Source organism: Peribacillus sp. N1 (assembly GCF_054600815.1).
Genome location: NZ_BAAHZO010000005.1, coordinates 298709 through 317374 on the forward strand (window position 1 = coordinate 298709; position 18666 = coordinate 317374).

Here is an 18666-nt window from a genome sequence, read left to right on the forward strand (position 1 = left end):
CAAGTATCTGCACTAAAACTAAGAAACATATTTTTCAGCTTCAATAATTACATCCGCTATTTTACGCTTCAATTCCACAATATTTTCCGGGCAACTCATGATAAGACGGCCAGCAATCCGCGAAAATGCTTCATCATCACCGAGATGATTTAGAATATTTAAGGCTCTGATGGCAACCATTTGGGATGTTTCATGTATAAATACTTTCGTATAAGCAACTTTTTGGCTGTTTTTATCTTTCCCTGTTATCTGTACTGCTTTTTCCGTTCGTAAAATGGAGCTTTCCGCCGAATAAATTCCGATGACTAGGTCCGCGATAAATGCAGCTGTTTCCTGTTCTTGATTTAGATTTATCAGGTCGTTCTTCCGAACAGACTCTATTGTAGAATGATAAAGCTTTTTCATCAGCTGAAGTGTCTGCTTTTCACGTAGCAGCGTACCTTCGTCAACATTTCCTTTCTTACTAGGCAATTCATAGGTTTTCAGTAATGTTGAAGCAATCAGGGTTCTATTAATTTCATTAGTACCTTCAAAAATCCGATTAATCCTGGAATCACGATATAGTGACTCTATTTCATATTCTTCCATATATCCATATCCACCGTGGATCTGCAAGGCTTCATCTACGATAAAGTCAAGAACTTCCGTGGACATAACTTTGTTGATCGAACATGCTAAAGCATAACGGGAAATCGTTTCACAAAAGTCATCGGAGCCCGTTTGTTTCATATTTGCAAACCCTTCCTGCATCGCGCCTGCAGTTCTATACACGGAACTTTCATTAGCGTATGTTTTTATAGCCATATCAGCCAGTTTATTTTTGATTAAGTTGAAGCTGGAAATAGGCTGGCCAAATTGCTTCCTTTCAATGGCGTAGCTAACTGCTAGCTCAATCGATCTCTTAGCAGTTCCCAATGAAGTGGCTGAAAGCTTATGGCGGCCGATATTCAATACGTTAAACGCAATAATATGCCCACGCCCTACTTCACCAATAACATTTTCAGAAGGTACTCTTACATTATCCAAAATAAGAGAACATGTGGAAGAGCCCCGCAACCCCATTTTCTTTTCTTCAGGACTAATGGAGACTCCTTCGTAATCTTTTTCAATAATGAAAGCAGTAAACTTTTCACCGTTCACTTTTGCATACACAATAAATAGGCCAGCGATAGAAGAGTTGGTAATCCACTGTTTTTCTCCATTTAAAATGTAATATTTCCCGCATTTTGAGAGTACCGCTGTTGTCTTTGCACTCATTGCATCCGTGCCGGATGAAGGTTCGGTTAATGCATATGCAGCTATAGTTTCACCAGATAACATTTTTGGGAGATACATCGCCTTTTGTTTCACAGTTCCAAAATAGGCAATTGGCAACGCCCCAATTCCGGTTTGCCCTCCAAATGTAATGGAAAACGAACGGCCAAGCGCCATTTTTTCAGATATGATGGACGCACTGACTTTGCCAAGTTCTAGCCCGCCATCTTGCTCTGGAATATCTGCGCTGATCAGCCCGAGTTCACCTGCCTCTTTGATAAGACGCACTGTTTCATCAAACTCCTGGTTTTCTATGTTTCCTAATGCAGGATAAACTCTGTTTTTCACAAATTTCCCAGTCATCTCTTCCAGCATAATATGTTCATCACTAAAGTCTTCGGGTGTGAAAATTTCGTCAGGAAGGATGTCAGTATTCAAAAAATGATTGATTTCCTTTTTTTCCGTAAGCATGTATTCACCTCTTCATAGACTGGTGGGTTTTCGGCATCATTTTTTTTCGGATACCTTCAGGAACCGGTAGCGCCTTCGGCTTACCCTCAAATGATGTCCAGGCACGTAATTCATACCCTTCAGCTACTATTTGTTCGCCTCTAATAAAAGCATGCCGCAATTTAAATACTTTGTTTTGTAATTCTTCAACTGTACTTTGCACAACCACGCTATCCTCAAAGAAAAGAGGACATTTGAAAATGCAGTTAGCTTCTAATAAAGGGACACCAATTTGCTGTTCTGCATAAAGTTTGGAGGATGGATACCCTAGGGCTGACAAATATTCATGAGTGGCTTCATCCATCCATTTATAAAAGTTGGGATAAAACACTATTCCTGCTGCGTCCGTGTCACCCCATCTTACCTGGAACGAATATTCTGCTATCATGTTAGATATGCTCCTTTCAATTTCAGACTGGACGACTGACCTTCGCATCCATCTGATCAAGAAGTCTCGATTTTTGGATTTTTCCGCTAGCCGTCATTGGAAAATCCTCAATGAACATGAGTTTTTCCGGGACTTTATAATTTGCTATTTGTTTCTTTACAAAGGCTTTAATTTCACCTTCTGAAATTTCTGTTCCTTTTTTTAGCTGAATGAACGCGCACACAACTTCACCAAGCACTTCATCTGGAATGCCCACGACTGCAGCAACCATTATGTTTGGATGTTTGGTCAGCACACTTTCAATTTCCTGAGGATATATGTTATAGCCCCCACGGATTATCATTTCTTTTTTTCTGCCTACAAAATGCAGATATCCTTCTTCATCCTGCACACCTAGATCACCGGTATAGAACCAGCCTTCCCGATCTAGAACCTCGTCCGTATGTTCTTGCATTTTGTAATAGCCTTTCATTATCCCAAAGCTTTTGAGGGCTATCTCTCCTGTTTCCCCAAATGGGATTTCAAGCCGGTTTTCATCAACAATTTTCAACTCAACCCCAGGAATCGGTTTTCCTAGTGTCTTCGTTATTTTCTGTTCATCATCATCATAAGGAGTCAATGTAACCGTAACCGTTTCCGTTATCCCAAATGATTGACAAAGTTTTATGCCCATGCGATCTCGTATTTCCTTGACTTTACTTGGTGGAATTGGAGCAGATCCCACCATGCCTGTACGCAATGTCGACAAGTCGTAACTATCAAAATCATCCAGTTCCATTTCTTTAATGAACATTGTCGGTACACCCATCTTTATCGTAACTTTTTCTTGTTCAATCAGTTTAAGAGTTTCACGGGGATGATATTTTTCCTGTAACACCATTCGTGCCCCGGCGGATACGCCGCAAAACAAGTTGCATGCCATGCCAAAGATATGAAACAGCGGCGCTGATACAACAAAAACGTCCTCTTCAGTACATCTAAGTTCCCCTGCCAATGTATTCGCGGATTGTACCACACCTCTATGCGTGATCATAACGCCTTTTGGCACGCCGGTTGTCCCGGACGTATATAAAATACAAAATAGATCGTTATTTACATCAATTTCTGCTTCAATGACATCACCATCGGTTTGGTCCTCGTATGGATGGAGGCCATCCCGTGTGAACCGTACAGAGATCAATGACGGCACAATCGACTGCGCTTCTTTTAACCCAAAGTTTTGATCAAATTCTTCCGTCACTATCAACGCTTTCGGCTCGGAATTCTTTAAGATGTATTCGACTTCATGTGTTCGATATTTATGGTTAAAGGGGACGATCACCGCCCCAATTTTAGCTGCAGCAAAAAATATAACCGCTGTTTCATACCAGTTGGGCAATGACACAGCAATCCGGTCCATTTTTTTTATGCCCAGATTGTAGAGTGTCCCGGCAAACCGTTCCACATCCTTTTTCATTTCATGGTAGGAGACCCGTCTCTTCAAATCATAAATCGCTTCTTTATCCCCATTAGCTGAAACAGCACGCTCCAATAAGCCATAAACTGTCAAAAGATTCTGATCTTTTTCCATATACTCACTCGCTCCCGTATGGTTCTAAAAATCTCGCCATTTTTCCTGCCTCTATATGTGATTTTTCTAACCAGAAACTTGTTTTCCCTTTTAACTGAACCATTTAGCCTACTTTAACTTCTATTTTCAGCATGAACGCCTCGTTATGGAATCCGCATTTTCATCAGTTATTTCGTCATTTGTACACAAAATCATTTCAATCCCTGGAAAAGGACTGCCTTAAACTTTGATTATACGGTTCTATAAATCACAACTTTATAACGCTTCCCAAATTGCCGCAATTCCCTGACCTCCGCCAATGCAAACAGCTGTTGCCCCATATTTTTTATTGCGTCTTCTCAATTCATAAATGAGTGCGGTTACGATTCTTGTTCCGCTCGCAGCTAGCGGATGCCCCATTGCAACTGCCCCACCGTTTACATTTCCTATTTCAAGGTCAAAGCCTAATTCTTTTTGACAAGCAAGGTACTGAGCTGAGAATGCTTCATTGATTTCAATCAGATCTAAGTCTGCGATTGTTAAGTTAGCTTTTTTTAATGCACTTTGAATGGCCGGAACAGGTCCAATCCCCATGTACTTTGGCTCTACTCCGACTACATCCCAGGAAACAAGTCGAGCAATCGGATTCAGTCCTTTTACTTCCGCATAGTCACTTGAGGCGACAATGACTGCCGCAGCTCCGTCAACCATGCCACTCGCATTACCTGGTGTAACTACCCCGTTTTCAACAAATCTCGCCTTCAGTTTCCCAAGCTGTGCCATGCTAGTTTCCCGAATGTGTTCATCGTCTTCTATGACTTTATCGCCTTTTCTGCCTTTCACGTTCACAGGTACAATTTCTTCATTTAAATAGCCTTTTTCTCTTGCAGCAAGGGCACGTTCATGGCTTGCGAGAGCGTGCTGATCGACTTCTTCCCTGGACAGACTATATTTGGCAGCCAAATTTTCAGCGGTTTCACCCATTGTACATTCTCCATAAGTATCGTATAGGCCGTCCCATACCCAGTCTTCTACAACAGGCGCCCCTAGTTGACTTCCCCATCTCATTCCGCGAATTACATGCGGTACCTGACTCATGCTTTCAGTTCCACCTGCTAATATGACATTCGCTTCTCCTGTTAAAATGTAACGCGCTGCTGTTAAAATAGATTCAACACCCGTTCCACACAGTCTATTAATGGTCAATGCAGGGACGTGAATCGGGGTACCAGCTTTTAACCCAACATGTCTCGCCAGCAAATGGGCATCTTTGCTTGATTGCTGCACATTCCCAAATACAACTTGATCGATATCTTCACCAGAAATTTTGGCTCGCCGTATGGCTTCTTTTGCGGCAAAGACGCCTAAGTCCGTTGCTGTGATATCACGGAACGATCCGGAAATTTCAGTAAATGGCGTCCTTGCTCCTTCTAACAAAAAGATTTCCTTCACTTCATTCACCTCAATTTAATTTTTTTTAAAACTTGAAGTATCATTCAGCCTTATGTCCTTAGCTACCACCATTAAATGTCCTGGAATCTACAGTTGAATATCCTCTTTAATTGCCTTCATATCTACGTTTATTGGTTTTACTTATCTATTGTTGCTTCACTGTTTATCTTCCTGAATAAATTGGTTCTCTTTTTTCAACGAAGGCCTTCAGTCCTTCTTTCCGATCTTCCGTTGAAAATGCATTGCCAAAGCATACGCTTTCGATAATCAAACCCGATTCAAGGTCAGTATTGCCTCCTGCATTGACTGCAGTCTTCACCATTTGAAGAGCAACTGGTGGTTTTTTTGCCAAGTTCCCGGCCCATTCCTTCGCTGTCTCCAGCACCTCACCAGCTGCGACCACTTTATTGACGATATGTAAATCCAATGCCCGTTGCGCATCAATCATATCGCCGAAATAAAGCAGTTCTTTGGCAACACCCTGTCCGACAATCTTCTGTAGCCGCTGGGTACCGCCTCCCCCTGGAATGATACCGAGGCCCACTTCCGGGAAAGCAAACTTCGCACGATCGGAACTTATACGCAGGTCACAGGCAAGCGCGAGCTCGAGACCCCCACCCAGCGCCATTCCATTCAACGCGGCAATGACCGGCTTTGTCACATTCTCAATTTTCGTAAATACCGTTCTGGATGTCTTGTTCATCATATTGATTCCGACAAGATCAAGACTTGCCATTTCATTGATGTCAGCTCCTGCAACGAATGCTTTCTCTCCGCTGCCAGTAAGGACAATCGCTCGAACATCTTCATTGGCTTCAAGCTCATCAAATACGATTGAAAGTTCTTGGAATACCTTTGTATTCAATGGATTGACGGGCGGCCTGTTAATGGTTACAACCGCGATTTTATCTTCGATTTCACACAATAAAAATTTATACATTCAATTCAACCCCATTCTTATTATTCGTAGTCGTAAAACCCAGCGCCTGTCTTCTTACCGTGTCTCCCCGCCCTGACTAGCTGTTTCAGAAGAAGAGGGGGAGCAAAATGATCATCGTTGAATTCCTCTTTGAAATACTCCATCACATGGTACCCAATATCCACACCCGCAAAGTCCTGCAGTGTGAATGGACCCATAGGATAGTTCAGGCCTAGCGTAACGGCCTTATCGATATCTTCAGCAGAAGCCACGCCTTCTTCAAGCAGCTTGATCGCCTCGATAAACTGTGGAATCATGATCCGGTTGACAATGAATCCCGGCGTATCTTTTTTCACCTCCACCGGCTCTTTGGTCAGCTGTTTAGAGAGCGCTTTCAATTCCTCTACAGTTTCATCACTTGTCTGATATCCACGAACCACCTCTACAAGTTTCATTAATTGTGCCGGATTAAAAAAATGCATACCAGCCACCCGTTCCGGATGTTGTGTCGCTGCTGCAATTTCTGTAATCGACATCGATGATGTGTTAGTTGCAAGAATCACGCCTTCACGAACGATTTTGTCGAGTGCAGAGAACACTTCCTTTTTTAGATTAAGGTCTTCCAGAACGGCCTCAATCACGACGTCCGCGTCTTTCATTTCTTCGAGGCGCGTCGTGGTTTGAATGCGTCCAAGCGTTTCCTGTTTTTGGTTTTCGGTCATTTTCCCCCTTGCAACACTTTTATCCATAAACTTTCCAATACGTTTTATTGCATTTTCCAAATAGCTGTCTTCTATGTCACACAAGATAACGGTAAACCCATTCATTGCCGCTAGATTCGCTATGCCTGAACCCATTGAACCTGCACCAACTACCCCAATTGTTTGAATTGCCATCTCTCCATCTCCCGACTGTATAAAATTATCAATATTCTGTAAATTAATTATAACCTTGGTAATCTTAGGTTTGTACCTACAAAATGAGGGAAAAAACTATAATTACTTCGGCTATTTTGTAGGATAAAAAAACAGCCTATAAAGGCTGTTTTAGATAAGTCCACCATTCATATCATAAAGCTTTAATGCCATCATCAAATTGAACCGGACTTCAGCGTCATTTAATTCGGCATCCAGAAGCAATTCGATCCTTTCAAGCCGGTATATGAGGGAACTCCGATGAATATAGAGTTCTTCAGCCGTGCCTTTTACATTTCCGTTATTTTGAAGGAATACATGGAGAGTATTGAACAAATCGGTGTTTTTCCCTTCTGAATATTTGATAAGAGGTCCTAGTTGACTCTTCACAAATAAATCAATGGCAGTTGAATGACCCAAATGATGGAGAATGGTATAGGAACCGAGGTCTTTAAAAAGTGAATAACCAGTGTTTTCGAACCGACTACTTACTATATTCAATGCCTGAACGGCCTGCTGATAGCTCACATAATAATCCTGGATATTCTCCGTTTCACTCCCGATCCCCATCAGTACTTTACATTCGATAGATCCCTTCGCGGCCCAGCGCTGAATACTTTCAAAAAGCGTGGCCCAAAACTTTTTTGGCTTATCCCCTTCCATTTCAGTTGAAACAAGTAGAACAAACTTTTCGTCATGTGATGCAGATATAAAAGTGCGATCGAGCTCCGACAGATGAGATTTTATTGAATCCCAAACAAGCGTTTTTTTCGTCTGCTGTTCAAGAAGATTGCTTCCTTCCATTTCACTTACATCAAGCTCTATGGACAAAACAGCCAACCGATGGCGGCTAAACAGGTCCCATTGAAATAAGTTTGCATATTGGATAATGCTTTCTTCATTATCAATTTTTTCTGTCAGCAATTTGCTAATGAAGCTATCCTTTGCCTGTTCTTTTGCATCTAGGACAAGCTTTTGCTTTATAAACTGGATTGAGCAAATATTCCGAGCTAAATCGACCGTCAGACGGTCGAACTCATCCATCTCTACACCAGACCTGCGAATGGCTAGGTAGCCAAGTAAATTGCCACCGCCACTAACTGGCCAGAATGAAAAATAATAGTCTGCGCTAGTGGGATCTTGCATAGTGATAAGCTCGTTCCCTTTTTGGTTACCAAGTTCCTCCTTTGCTCTTTCAGCCAACTGATGTGTATATAGCGGACCACCTTCATGTCCATAGTCGAGAACTGATAACTCCCGCATAAACCGGTCAAATAAGATGACCGAACTTTGAAATATTCCGCCGAGCATGGTTGTGATGCCATCAAAATTGTCAACTTCAACGGTTTCTTTTACAAGCGCTTGCTGAGAATCCAAAAGAAATTGAAGCCTGTGTTTATGATCTCTTTCGCTATGATATAAACGAGCATTTTCGAGCAAAGCGGCAACGTGTTTGGACAACAGCTCCAACATTCTCAAATCATCTTCTGAGAATACACCTGCCCCTTCGTTCCCAACATGCAGGACTCCTATTGGTTTCAGATCATTGAAAAGAGGAATCGTTAGCTGATTCCCACCAGGTGTTTCCAGAAAGGGAAAGTAGTCTTTCAGCATATAATTGTCTTGGATCATGATTTTGTGTGCGTATTCCATCTTCCCGTAAGCAGGTTGTTGGAAAACAAAACAGTTTTCTTTTTCATTATATAAATAAATGCACGCAAAATCGGCATTGGTCCCTTTTCCTGCCCTAGACGTCAGTTCGGCGATATGCTGTTCAAGAGGTGCATCGAGTGAGAGGTTTTTGCTAATCCATTCAATGCCTTCTATTTTTTTCAGCTGTGTTTCCTTTTCCCTCGCCATTGCCATGGCAACTGCCATATCCTTTCCAAATTCCTCAAAGTGAACTTCCATATCCAAAAGCGGGACGAAGCTTAAGAAACCAACTATGCAGAAGCCAAAATGGTGAATCTCGTCTTTGAGGGGGACAGTAAACCATGTTTTAATATTGGCCTTCTTCAATACTTTTGCCATATGGCATTTTTCCGGCACTTCCGCTGTTTTATATGTCATACTTTGACGAAATAATTTGGAGGAACAGTCATCTGTGGAAAATGGAAAGGCCTCGGTTACAGAAGGTATGTTGCCGCTCCACGCTTTCGGTAAAAGCTGCCCGCCCTCTTCTAACACGACACCAACAAAATCGCAGTATAGTTCAGAACGAAAGGAATCGGTCAAGTACTGCAGTGCCTCTTCTTCGGTGTCAATCTTAATCAGATAACGTGATGTCTTTCGCAAATGGTTATCTACTTTTCTCATTAATTTCTCTCTTTTACTGCTAGACAAAACCCTTCCCTCCTTCCTAATTCTCCCTAATCCTATTGTAAATGAAGAAACACATAATGAAAGAGGGAAAACCAAAAATCATAGTACCTGATAAAATTTCATCTGCACATCAGAAGGTCTTCTTATGCCTTCTCCTACAAAAATATTTCGATTTAAAAAAGCATATTCTTTACTCCCTGTCTCAAACAATGGAGCCGTTTTAAAATAATAAGATCCAATTGGAACCTCTTCCCCTTGGATGATACGGTCAATAATTTCTTTGGGACCATGCCGGTAACCTTTGTTCACAACATAAATAAGCACCCCCTCCTCTGTTTGAATCGTATAATGGGCAAGTGCCTCCGTCATGCCGTCATATCGAATCATCTGGTAATCCGCGCCACCCGGTAAAACAATTCCTTTTATCCCAGGTCCGGAAAACGTTCCACCCGTTATAGGAATGACTCTTCTTATCCCCGTTCCCACATCCCCTACTTCAAGAGGATCGTCCACATGTATGTTTGCCGTAAAAATATGCTTCAGGTTTATGCTCATTTCCTCTTCCCCTCCTCTCAGTCGTAAATCCCGAAGAGAGTATCTCGTCGGGATTTACGAATATTATTTAGCGGCATTCAAATGATCTTCTGCCGATTCAGGTTTGTCCGCTTCCTTATTATAATTACCATGCTTTTCCTGAACGAACAGCATCGCGAATCCCCCAAGCACAGCGGCGCTTGCAATTGCTGCGAAGTTATACTGGGGCTGCAAGTTCATTGTAAGAAGAATACCTACGAATGTTGGAGCCACTATCCCCCCCATACGTCCAAAAGCCATGGTACTGCCTAGGGCCGTAGAACGCATTTCAGTAGGATAATACTGTGAAACAAATGCATTTGACATATTCTGTACACCCACCGATGCAGCACCTATTACTGAAATCAAGCCATATGCGATAAATGGACTGTTCGTGAAGCCAATGAGCGACAGGGCAATCGCACCACAGAAAAACAGGGGAACAAGTACTTTCTTAAAGCCCAGTTTATCCACCAATCGGCCAAATACTATGGTCCCTACAATAGCTCCGATTTGCATGACCGCAATAAAGGTGAGGCTTGATTTAAGGTCATAACCAGCCTGCATCATAAGGCGTGGAAGCCATGTATTCATCGAGTAAATCAAAATAAATGCGCTGAAGCAGGAAATCCAGAACATTACGGTGCTTATTGCACGTTTTTGTTCAAACAATTTTATAACAGGTGAACCTGGTGTTCTCTCTTCAGGTTTCTTAAGTTCTATTGCCTCTTTCACGTTTATTGTAGGATCAATCTTGGCAAGAACTCTCTTGGCTTCTTCCACTCTACCAGTTTGAATTAGGAAGCTAACAGATTCCGGTATGACTTTGATTAACCATGGAAAGAACAAAAGAGGGATTCCCGCGAGCCAGAAAACGGGCTCCCAGCCAACAGTCGGCAGAAGCGACCGGCTTGTAAGTGCAGCTGCTATAGCTCCAACCGAATAACCACAAAAAACGAATGACACGAGAGCAGAACGGATGTGCTTAGGTGCAAATTCAGTGGTCAAGGCAATAACATTTGGCATGACTCCCCCTAGGCCAATACCGGCAATAACCCGAAAAATTATAAACATTGTCGGTCCATTCGCGAACCCAGATAGCAGTGTGAAAAAGCTGAAGAGGAAAATGGTCAACAAGATAATTTTCTTTCTGCCCAATTTGTCTGCAAGTAACCCGAATACGATTGCGCCGGCCGCTGTACCCATTACCGTATAACTACCAATTGCACCTGCTGTCACATCCGATATTCCCCATTCCTTAATAAGGGATGGAACAACAGCCCCGTATATGACAACATCATATCCATCAAACAAAATGACGAGAAAAAGCCAGAAAACAAGCCAAATATGGAATGAATGGATGCGGCTTCCGTCAATTACTTTCATTGGGTTAATCAACTTCATTATTATTGCCCCCCTTTAAATTTAGATTTCATTTAACAAATCGTACCCTGCACCAATAGCAAACGCTTTCATTTTTTTTGTAACCTCTGTTCCCTCCTTTTAAGTAACTGACTTTTCCGTAATCTAATTTTATTAGCTGGCTGTAAGGATTGTTAGCCACTTAATGTAGGAAAAAAGAAGTTTATTTTCAGTTATTATGTAGTCTATTCGGATAGGGTAACCTATCCAACTAGTAAAACAGCTTAGTGATATATAAGAAAGAAGACGTTCGCTAATTTAATTTGCACAGTTTTCATTCGACTAATATTTATAGTGTTTTAGAAAAGCAGGGAACTCCGTTTTCAAATCTCCCGTGATCCTAATCTCTTTCGATTTCTAAACAATTTATAAAGGGTGAGCCCCTATGGCTACTAGCCTTGTTTGTTATGGCCTTATCAGTATCTTCTACCGAGTCTACTATTCATTTGAAAATTGCTTGTTAGTTTCATATTAGTTTATTTAGAGTTTTTTCCTTCTACTTTTTTGTTTGATTTCAAATAGACTGCAAAGCTTTTCTGGAAGAAGACCTTTGCAGACTTTTTGTTTCTTTTTTTACTGAGATAAAAATTTCGGATTTCCATTGGAATCCACTGCACACTAAGAAACCCTTCCGTATGATTCACGGAAGGATTTAGCTTCAATTCATTTTTCTCTCTTCAGTTCTTTTTATTTTCTTTACCTTTTACGTGTTTATCTAAGAAATTAATCAAGATTTTCATGACTTTTGGTTGCATCCAGTGAGTTCCACCATGGCCAGCACCTTTTACAACATAATAAGTGGAATCAACCCCTTTGTTAATTAAATTTTCGTGTAATATTTCAGTCTGGTTTGGTGAAACAAGTGTATCTTTATCTCCGTGCATGATTAAGAACGGAGGTGAATCCTTAGTGATATATGTGATGGGGTTTGCTTTGGCTGCTTTTTCAAGATTATCAAAAATCGAACCACCAGGGCTCATTACTGAAGGTCCATTTACCCACATACCTTCTGGTGCGGAAGGAGATTTGTGAAGGGCCTGAATCTCTTCTGAAAAGCCATCTCCAACTCTCGTTAAATCAGAAAGCCCATATAAATCGATAACCGCTTTCACATCACTGCTTTGATCTAGATTTTCCCCTTTCTCGAATTCCGCCAAACCACTAGTTATTCCAGCAAACGCAGCAAGATATCCGCCAGCTGAACTACCCATTACAACGATATTCTCAGGGTCGATATTAAATTTTTCAGCATTGGCACGCAGGTAGCGAATGCCCGCTTTAACATCTTCAAGTGGTGAAGGGAAGGTACTCTGAGGCGTAACCCGATATTCAATACTAGCGACAACGTAACCTGCCTCTGAAATGGTCATTCTTTGTTGTACAGACTTATCGTTATTAGCTGACATGAATCCACCTCCTGGTACAAATACAACTGCAGGAAGTGGTTTTTTACCTTCAGGCTGTAATATATCCATTTCTAGCGGAACATTGGAATCACCATAAATAGGTTGCTGAGAGTAAACAACATCTGAAATTAAATTAACAGAAGGTTCCTTAATAGGGACTTCTAACATTTTAGCCTTGTTGTCAGCTGCACTTGCAAGTGGAGTAGCAACAGCAAGAATACTAACCATTAGTAAAGAAAGAAAGGGAGCCTTTTTTATTTTCATTCAATTATCCTCCTAGAATATATTTTAAAGATTAATGATAATAACCCATAGGATGTATTGATTTTTTGAGCGCTTACATAATCTACACTCTTACTCAACCACGTCCATGAATTGTATCCTCCTTTATTAGGACCAAACTGTAATGGAAGCGCTGACAAACCATCAGATAGTCTCTTAGGTATTTTTTCCTTGTCTTTATATTAATAACTTGCGTGTAAAATTGTTAGCCGCTTTCTGTAGGAAAAAGGAAATGTGTTTTTGTATGTTTTGAATACTAACCTGGAAGAGAAAATTTTCCCTTCTTTTCAAAAGAGATTCATCGAGGGATTTACATATCTCTAAAATCTCCTAAAGGAAGCTTTCAATAAACTACTTATTACAAGGGTTCTGTCGACTAAGTTTTTTGTCAAAATGCTGGGAACCGATGATATATATCGATGAAGAAAACACATATGTGGAAATTAAGTAGAGATTTAGAAGAGTATCCAAGAATCTTCTGACGAGTCTTTCTTTTACTAAACCAAATTACAGTAGTTACGTTTGTGATTAAGAGATTGAATACAAGCTGACTGCAACAGGTATCGGCCTTGTCATTTTTTAAGCCTATTGCATGTCGAAGGGTAAATGGGTTCATTTCCGCGAATGTTACACTTATATAATGAGATGATGCCTATACTATCTTCCTGTTTTCTGGAAAAAAGAATGAATTTATTGTGTTTTAATGGTAAATTCCTTTATAATGCGCATTAGATGATTTTTTAGCATTGAATACGAGAGGAGACTGAAATATGAAGAAACTATTGTACCCAATCATCATTGGATTATTGGCAGTTGTTCTGACGGCTTGTGGTTCGAACGATGAAGCTGATAAGAAAAATGACGAGAAAGAGACTAAAACAACTGAGAAAGAAACGGCTAAAGCAACTGAGGAACAGCAAAAACAGATGGAAGAAATGCAGAAGAAACTAGACAAGCAAAAGGTGGATGAAAAGAAAACGGTGGCCATCGTCAATGACGAAAAAATTTTAGGTGCGGAATATAATACCGTGTTGTCCACCACACAAATGCAGATGCAGCAATTCGGACAAGACCCGACAACCAAGGAGGGAGCCAAACAAACTAAAGAGCAAACGCTCAACTCTTTAGTGGGGCAAACATTACTGCTTCAAGCAGCTGATAAAAAGGGCTACACAGCTTCCAAGGCCGAAATTGATAAGCAACTTGCCGAAATCAAAAAGCAATATGAGAGTGAAGAGAAATTCAAGGAAGCGATGAAGCAAGCAGGCATGAATGCGGAAACGCTGAATGCTCAGATTGCAGAGAACATCCCATATACGAAGTACGTTGAAAAAGAAATTAAAGTGGAAGAAGCAACTGATGAAGAAATCCAAAAGTATTATGACCAGGTTGCAGAGCAAGCTAAAACAAGCGGACAGAAGGTACAGAAACTCGAGGAAATGAAGCCGCAAATCAAGGAACAACTAGAGCAGCAAAAGAAACAAGAAAAGCTTGTGAAGCATGTGGAAGAACTTCAGAAAAATGCTAAGGTCGATATTAAGATTTAATGATGAAAAGAGCTGCCAATTATGGCAGCTCTTTCTTTATGGTCTTTGGTCCGCCCACTAACACCCAAGGCGTTTCAATTTTATTTATTCACCCGTTTTAGAGAAACGTGCAATTCTTTCTCCTATTTCATCACGAACACGTTGGAAGGTAGCCCATTTTTCTTCATCTGTTCCTTCCGCTCTTGCCGGGTCATCAAAGCCCCAATGTTCACGTCTCACATGCGTTGGCGTCATTGGACATTTGTCTGCCGCATCACCACATAATGTAACGACAAAATCGGCATTATTCAATATGTCAGGGTCGATGATATCCGATGTTTGATTGGAGATGTCCAATCCAACTTCATTCATCGCTTTTACAGCTTTTGGATTTAACCCATGGGCCTCGATTCCTGCGCTAAGCACTTGCCATTCGTCACCTAGATATTTCTTACCCCATGCTTCAGCCATTTGGCTTCTGCAAGAGTTCCCTGTACATAAGAAGTAAAGTGTTTTTTTAGCCATGCTGTTTCTCTCCTTTGTTTGTAGTAAGTGTTTAATGAATGATTTGCAGCCATATATATAAGCCGGCCAATGTGATGAACAATGTTGGGATGGTTAAGATGATTCCCGTTTTAAAATAAGTTCCCCATGAGATTTTCACGCCTTTTAATGAAAGGACATGCAGCCACAATAACGTAGCCAAAGAACCGATAGGAGTGATTTTCGGGCCCAAGTCCGAACCGATGACATTTGCATAAATAAGGGCCTCCCTGATTGCGCCTGTTGTATGGGTGTCGGAAATGGCAAGGGCATCAATCATAACGGTCGGCATGTTATTCATAAGTGATGACAGAATGGCGGCGATGAAGCCCATCCCGATCGTTGCTACAAATAATCCTTGATCGGCGGTAACTTGGATTAAATCCGTTAATACATTCGTCAAGCCAACATTTCGCAGGCTATAAACCACTACATACATACCAATTGAGAAAAAGACGATTGCCCATGGTGCGCCTTTAATAACGTTTTTTGTGTTGACCGCTGGACTCCTTCTAGCCATCATGAGGAAGAAGATGGCAACAATGCCTGCAATCATCGATACAGGTACTCCAATAAACTCACTTGTAAAATAACCAACCAGCAATACTCCTAATACTATCCCGGAAAGCCTAAACATTCTTAGGTCTTTAATGGCTTCCGCTGGTTTTTTAAGCTGTGATACATCGTAATTTTCCGGTATGCTTTTTCGGAAAAATAAATATAAAACCAAGATGCTTGCTATAAGTGCAAAGATGTCCGGTACGATCATTCTGGAAGCAAACTCGGCAAAGCCGATATTGAAAAAGTCTGCAGATACAATGTTTACAAGATTACTCACCACTAAAGGCAGTGAGGTTGTATCAGCAATGAACCCACTTGCCATGATAAAAGGGAAAATCATTTTATCACTAAATTTCAAGGCTCGAACCATTGCTAATACGATTGGTGTGAGGATAAGGGCGGCTCCGTCATTCGCAAAAAAAGCAGCCACAAGAGCACCAAGGATACTTACATAGACAAACATCCTTACTCCATTTCCCTTGGCGGCTCTCGCCATATGCAGTGCTGCCCATTCAAAAAATCCTATTTCGTCCAAAATAAGCGAGATGATGATGATCGCGATGAAGGCGAGTGTTGCGTTCCAAACTATCGATGTCACGTCTATGACATCAGTAAAGTCCACCACTCCAACAAGTAAGGCCAAAACCGCACCGCCACAAGCTGACCATCCGATTGACAATCCCTTCGGCTGCCAGATGACGAGAAGAAGTGTTAATAAAAAGATGATAACTGCCAAAATAACTGATCCCACTGAAGTAGTACCTCCTAGTTAGTCACAACAAATCCGTTTTCCTTGTGCTGTTAAGTTTTCTAATTTAAAGTTTTGACTTGGCAAGTCCTTGATGACCGTCTGAATAAATGTGTAATGGGAAGAAGACGGGTTTAACGAGTAAAAAACCCATTGTCCCCTCCTCGCTTCATTCACGATCCCGCTATCTTTCAACTTTCGTAAATGCTGGCTGATAGCGGGCTGGCTCATCTCGAATAGGTCCACAAATTCACAGACACAGCATTCATGCTCAGCCATGATCTTAATCATGGTCAAACGGGTTTTATCACCTAGTAATTTAAGAATGTTTGCCGTGGTTTCCAAATCCAACGCTTCATTCATAGCTTTTCATCCCTCCTAGCACAAAGTAAATAAGTATATGCTTATGTGATTATTCTTCATCATTGTATAAGCATAGTCTTATTTAATCAAGCATTAACTATTCAGCAAGTTAGTCTGCTTAAAAGATATTCATATAGGGTGTTGTTGCTTTTCTTGATGAACTAACGGGCAGGATTGTTCGTTAATATTGAATTCAAAGTTCGGGAAATTTATTTATAAATTGTTTGCAAAAATGCACTAATCCTAGGTGAAACAGTTCTACTTCAAGTCGAGGTAAATCCTTTGTTAACAGAATTAAGAAAAAGGGACCTTATTGTAACAGCAGTTCATAATCACTGGTTGTTTGAAAACCCCAGAGCCATGTATATGCATTTCGAATCAATCGAACCACCACTGGATTTTGCTCGAAAAGTTCGGGAAGCATTCAAAGTTTTAAAAGGTTAATTTGAAAACAATTTAATCAGTAGCTGAAATCAGCTCCGAAAATAAATTAATAGTGTATCTTGAAATAAAAAGTATAATGTAAAAAGACCAGCCTGACTTCAGGCTGGTCTTTCATTTCATTTACAACAAGATTTATTTTTAATTTCCAATCTCACTGGAACGGGACTGCCACAGCAAGAACCATCCTTAGTTTCAGTTGCTGGGGTATCAGAGTCGCAGGAGCTAGATGTCAGGTTCACACTGCAAACTCCTGTTTCAGGGAGTTCCAAATGTACTTCTTTTGCTCCCTCTATATCGCCAGTAAGATAAGCCACTACCGAACGGACTTGTTCGTAGCCTGTCGCCAGTAAGAATGTAGGTGCTCTTCCATAACTCTTCATGCCAACAATGTAGAAATTCTTTTCAGGGTGCCGTAATTCCTGTTCACCATGAGGCCGCACTGTTCCGCAGCTATGAATATTGGGATCAATTAGCGGAGCAAGCGCATCTATGCTTTCCACAGCTGAATCAAGGTTTATCCTTATTTCATTTAAAAAGGATGTATCAGGTCTGAAACCCGTACTCACAACGATTTCATCGATATCACCGATTGTGGTTTTTTCTCCATCAAGTTCCCCCACCACAGTGATTTTGCCGTTTGTTGGATACACTCCGTCTATATGAAAGGGGGTGAGAATATTGATTCGCCCAGACTCCACTAATTGTTGAATTCTAACTCCCAATTCTCCACGAGCGGCCAAGCCGTCGTTTTCTTGTCCCCCGTACACTTCATGGATTTGTTTTTTACGAAGAACCCAGTAGATCTTGGTATCCGGAAACTTATGCTGTAAGGTTGCGAGATCTAATAGGGCATTTATTGCAGAATGTCCGCTCCCGATCACCATGATCGATTTATTTTGATATCTATTTTCCAATTGGACGACGTTTGGAATGCCATAGTGGATTTGATTGTGTAATTTTCTCTCGGCATTCGTCCAGATACCATTGGAAAGGATAGGGTTCGGATTGCTCCAAGTACCTGATGAATCAATAACAGCCTTCGCTTCAATGACTGTTGTGTCACCATTCACTTCTACATAGAGTTGAAAGGGAACCGTGTCCCGCTTTCCTGTTTTCAATTTATCGTGAGCCTTTTTGGCAACACCGACTACTTTTGCTTGTAATAAGATGTTTTCATTAATTTCCGGAAGGTTACTTAGCGGCAGAAGGTATTCTTCCACCAATTCGCGACCTGTTGGCAAGGCTTCTGGGTTGGGTGAAGTCCACCCAGACTTCTCAAGTAATTCCTTTGCTGTTTGATCGATGTTATACTGCCATGGGGAAAACATTCTGACGTGTCCCCACTCCAGCATGCTGGAACCAACCGAATCCCCCGCTTCCAATACGATAAACTTCTCTCCTTTTTTCAGTAAGTGAGCGGCAGCGGCAAGCCCTACAGGACCCCCGCCTATAATGGCTACCGGCAATCCTGTTTTATCAAATTGATCCAT

Annotated in this window: 15 protein-coding genes and 1 pseudogene; 2 read left to right on the plus strand and 14 right to left on the minus strand. The window is 41.2% G+C overall.

What is annotated here, in order from left to right; translation table 11 throughout:
* Positions 1–18 precede the first annotated feature (18 nt).
* From ACYP5M_RS19970 to ACYP5M_RS20015, 10 genes are all read right to left on the minus strand, one after another.
* Positions 19–1725 (minus strand): acyl-CoA dehydrogenase family protein, encoded by a 1707-nt coding sequence (locus ACYP5M_RS19970; protein ID WP_434168739.1) that lies wholly within the window; start codon positions 1723–1725, stop codon positions 19–21.
* A 4-nt stretch (positions 1726–1729) separates the two neighbouring features.
* Positions 1730–2149, minus strand: coding sequence for an acyl-CoA thioesterase (locus ACYP5M_RS19975; protein ID WP_434169615.1), 420 nt, complete (start codon positions 2147–2149; stop codon positions 1730–1732).
* A 25-nt stretch (positions 2150–2174) separates the two neighbouring features.
* Positions 2175–3722, minus strand: a complete 1548-nt coding sequence (locus ACYP5M_RS19980; protein ID WP_434168738.1) for a class I adenylate-forming enzyme family protein — start codon at positions 3720–3722, stop codon at positions 2175–2177.
* Positions 3723–3977: 255 nt separating this feature from the next.
* Positions 3978–5153 (minus strand): acetyl-CoA C-acetyltransferase, encoded by a 1176-nt coding sequence (locus ACYP5M_RS19985; RefSeq protein WP_434168737.1) that lies wholly within the window; start codon positions 5151–5153, stop codon positions 3978–3980.
* A 163-nt stretch (positions 5154–5316) separates the two neighbouring features.
* Positions 5317–6093: an enoyl-CoA hydratase/isomerase family protein gene (locus tag ACYP5M_RS19990; RefSeq protein ID WP_434168736.1), complete on the minus strand. Its 777-nt coding sequence runs from the start codon at positions 6091–6093 to the stop codon at positions 5317–5319.
* 20 nt (positions 6094–6113) lie between these two features.
* A complete protein-coding gene (locus ACYP5M_RS19995; protein WP_434168735.1) occupies positions 6114–6968 on the minus strand; it encodes a 3-hydroxyacyl-CoA dehydrogenase family protein in 855 nt (284 codons plus the stop codon).
* Between the two features lie 150 nt (positions 6969–7118).
* Positions 7119–9329: a helix-turn-helix domain-containing protein gene (locus tag ACYP5M_RS20000; RefSeq protein WP_459735438.1), complete on the minus strand. Its 2211-nt coding sequence runs from the start codon at positions 9327–9329 to the stop codon at positions 7119–7121.
* 78 nt (positions 9330–9407) lie between these two features.
* Positions 9408–9863: a DUF3237 domain-containing protein gene (locus tag ACYP5M_RS20005; protein ID WP_434168733.1), complete on the minus strand. Its 456-nt coding sequence runs from the start codon at positions 9861–9863 to the stop codon at positions 9408–9410.
* Positions 9864–9926: 63 nt separating this feature from the next.
* Positions 9927–11285: an MFS transporter gene (locus ACYP5M_RS20010; protein WP_434168732.1), complete on the minus strand. Its 1359-nt coding sequence runs from the start codon at positions 11283–11285 to the stop codon at positions 9927–9929.
* 695 nt (positions 11286–11980) lie between these two features.
* Positions 11981–12973, minus strand: a complete 993-nt coding sequence (locus ACYP5M_RS20015; RefSeq protein ID WP_434168731.1) for an alpha/beta hydrolase fold domain-containing protein — start codon at positions 12971–12973, stop codon at positions 11981–11983.
* 788 nt (positions 12974–13761) lie between these two features.
* Here ACYP5M_RS20015 and ACYP5M_RS20020 point away from each other — a divergent pair.
* Entirely contained in the window at positions 13762–14538 is a 777-nt protein-coding gene (locus ACYP5M_RS20020) for a SurA N-terminal domain-containing protein (protein ID WP_434168730.1), read from the plus strand.
* An 84-nt stretch (positions 14539–14622) separates the two neighbouring features.
* Here the strand turns inward: ACYP5M_RS20020 and arsC are convergent, their stop codons facing one another.
* From arsC to ACYP5M_RS20035, 3 genes are read right to left on the minus strand one after another with little or no spacing between them, the layout of a single operon-like run.
* Positions 14623–15042 carry an arsenate reductase (thioredoxin) gene (arsC, locus tag ACYP5M_RS20025; RefSeq protein ID WP_434168729.1) on the minus strand — a complete coding sequence of 140 codons (420 nt, stop codon included), beginning with the start codon at positions 15040–15042 and terminating at the stop codon, positions 14623–14625.
* A 31-nt stretch (positions 15043–15073) separates the two neighbouring features.
* Positions 15074–16372, minus strand: a complete 1299-nt coding sequence (locus tag ACYP5M_RS20030; RefSeq protein WP_434168728.1) for an arsenic transporter — start codon at positions 16370–16372, stop codon at positions 15074–15076.
* An 18-nt stretch (positions 16373–16390) separates the two neighbouring features.
* Positions 16391–16732: an ArsR/SmtB family transcription factor gene (locus ACYP5M_RS20035; RefSeq protein ID WP_101224312.1), complete on the minus strand. Its 342-nt coding sequence runs from the start codon at positions 16730–16732 to the stop codon at positions 16391–16393.
* Between the two features lie 231 nt (positions 16733–16963).
* On the opposite strand from ACYP5M_RS20035, the pseudogene ACYP5M_RS20040 reads away from it, so the two are divergent.
* Positions 16964–17176, plus strand: a pseudogene (locus ACYP5M_RS20040) (DUF1259 domain-containing protein); the annotation flags it as partial.
* 116 nt (positions 17177–17292) lie between these two features.
* Here ACYP5M_RS20040 and ACYP5M_RS20045 read toward each other — a convergent pair.
* Positions 17293–18666: an FAD-dependent oxidoreductase gene (locus tag ACYP5M_RS20045; RefSeq protein ID WP_459735482.1), complete on the minus strand. Its 1374-nt coding sequence runs from the start codon at positions 18664–18666 to the stop codon at positions 17293–17295.

Bases quoted from the DNA above. Each gene is read 5' to 3' on its own strand.
- ACYP5M_RS20015 (WP_434168731.1), bottom strand. From the start codon at position 12,973: ATGAAAATAAAAAAGGCTCCCTTTCTTTCTTTACTAATGGTTAGTATT.
- ACYP5M_RS19970 (WP_434168739.1), bottom strand. From the start codon at position 1,725: ATGCTTACGGAAAAAAAGGAAATCAATCATTTTTTGAATACTGACATC.
- ACYP5M_RS20020 (WP_434168730.1), top strand. From the start codon at position 13,762: ATGAAGAAACTATTGTACCCAATCATCATTGGATTATTGGCAGTTGTT.
- ACYP5M_RS20005 (WP_434168733.1), bottom strand. From the start codon at position 9,863: ATGAGCATAAACCTGAAGCATATTTTTACGGCAAACATACATGTGGAC.
- ACYP5M_RS19995 (WP_434168735.1), bottom strand. From the start codon at position 6,968: ATGGCAATTCAAACAATTGGGGTAGTTGGTGCAGGTTCAATGGGTTCA.
- arsC (WP_434168729.1), bottom strand. From the start codon at position 15,042: ATGGCTAAAAAAACACTTTACTTCTTATGTACAGGGAACTCTTGCAGA.
- ACYP5M_RS19980 (WP_434168738.1), bottom strand. From the start codon at position 3,722: ATGGAAAAAGATCAGAATCTTTTGACAGTTTATGGCTTATTGGAGCGT.
- ACYP5M_RS19990 (WP_434168736.1), bottom strand. From the start codon at position 6,093: ATGTATAAATTTTTATTGTGTGAAATCGAAGATAAAATCGCGGTTGTA.
- ACYP5M_RS20035 (WP_101224312.1), bottom strand. From the start codon at position 16,732: ATGAATGAAGCGTTGGATTTGGAAACCACGGCAAACATTCTTAAATTA.
- ACYP5M_RS20045 (WP_459735482.1), bottom strand. From the start codon at position 18,666: ATGGATCAATTTGATAAAACAGGATTGCCGGTAGCCATTATAGGCGGG.
- ACYP5M_RS20010 (WP_434168732.1), bottom strand. From the start codon at position 11,285: ATGAAGTTGATTAACCCAATGAAAGTAATTGACGGAAGCCGCATCCAT.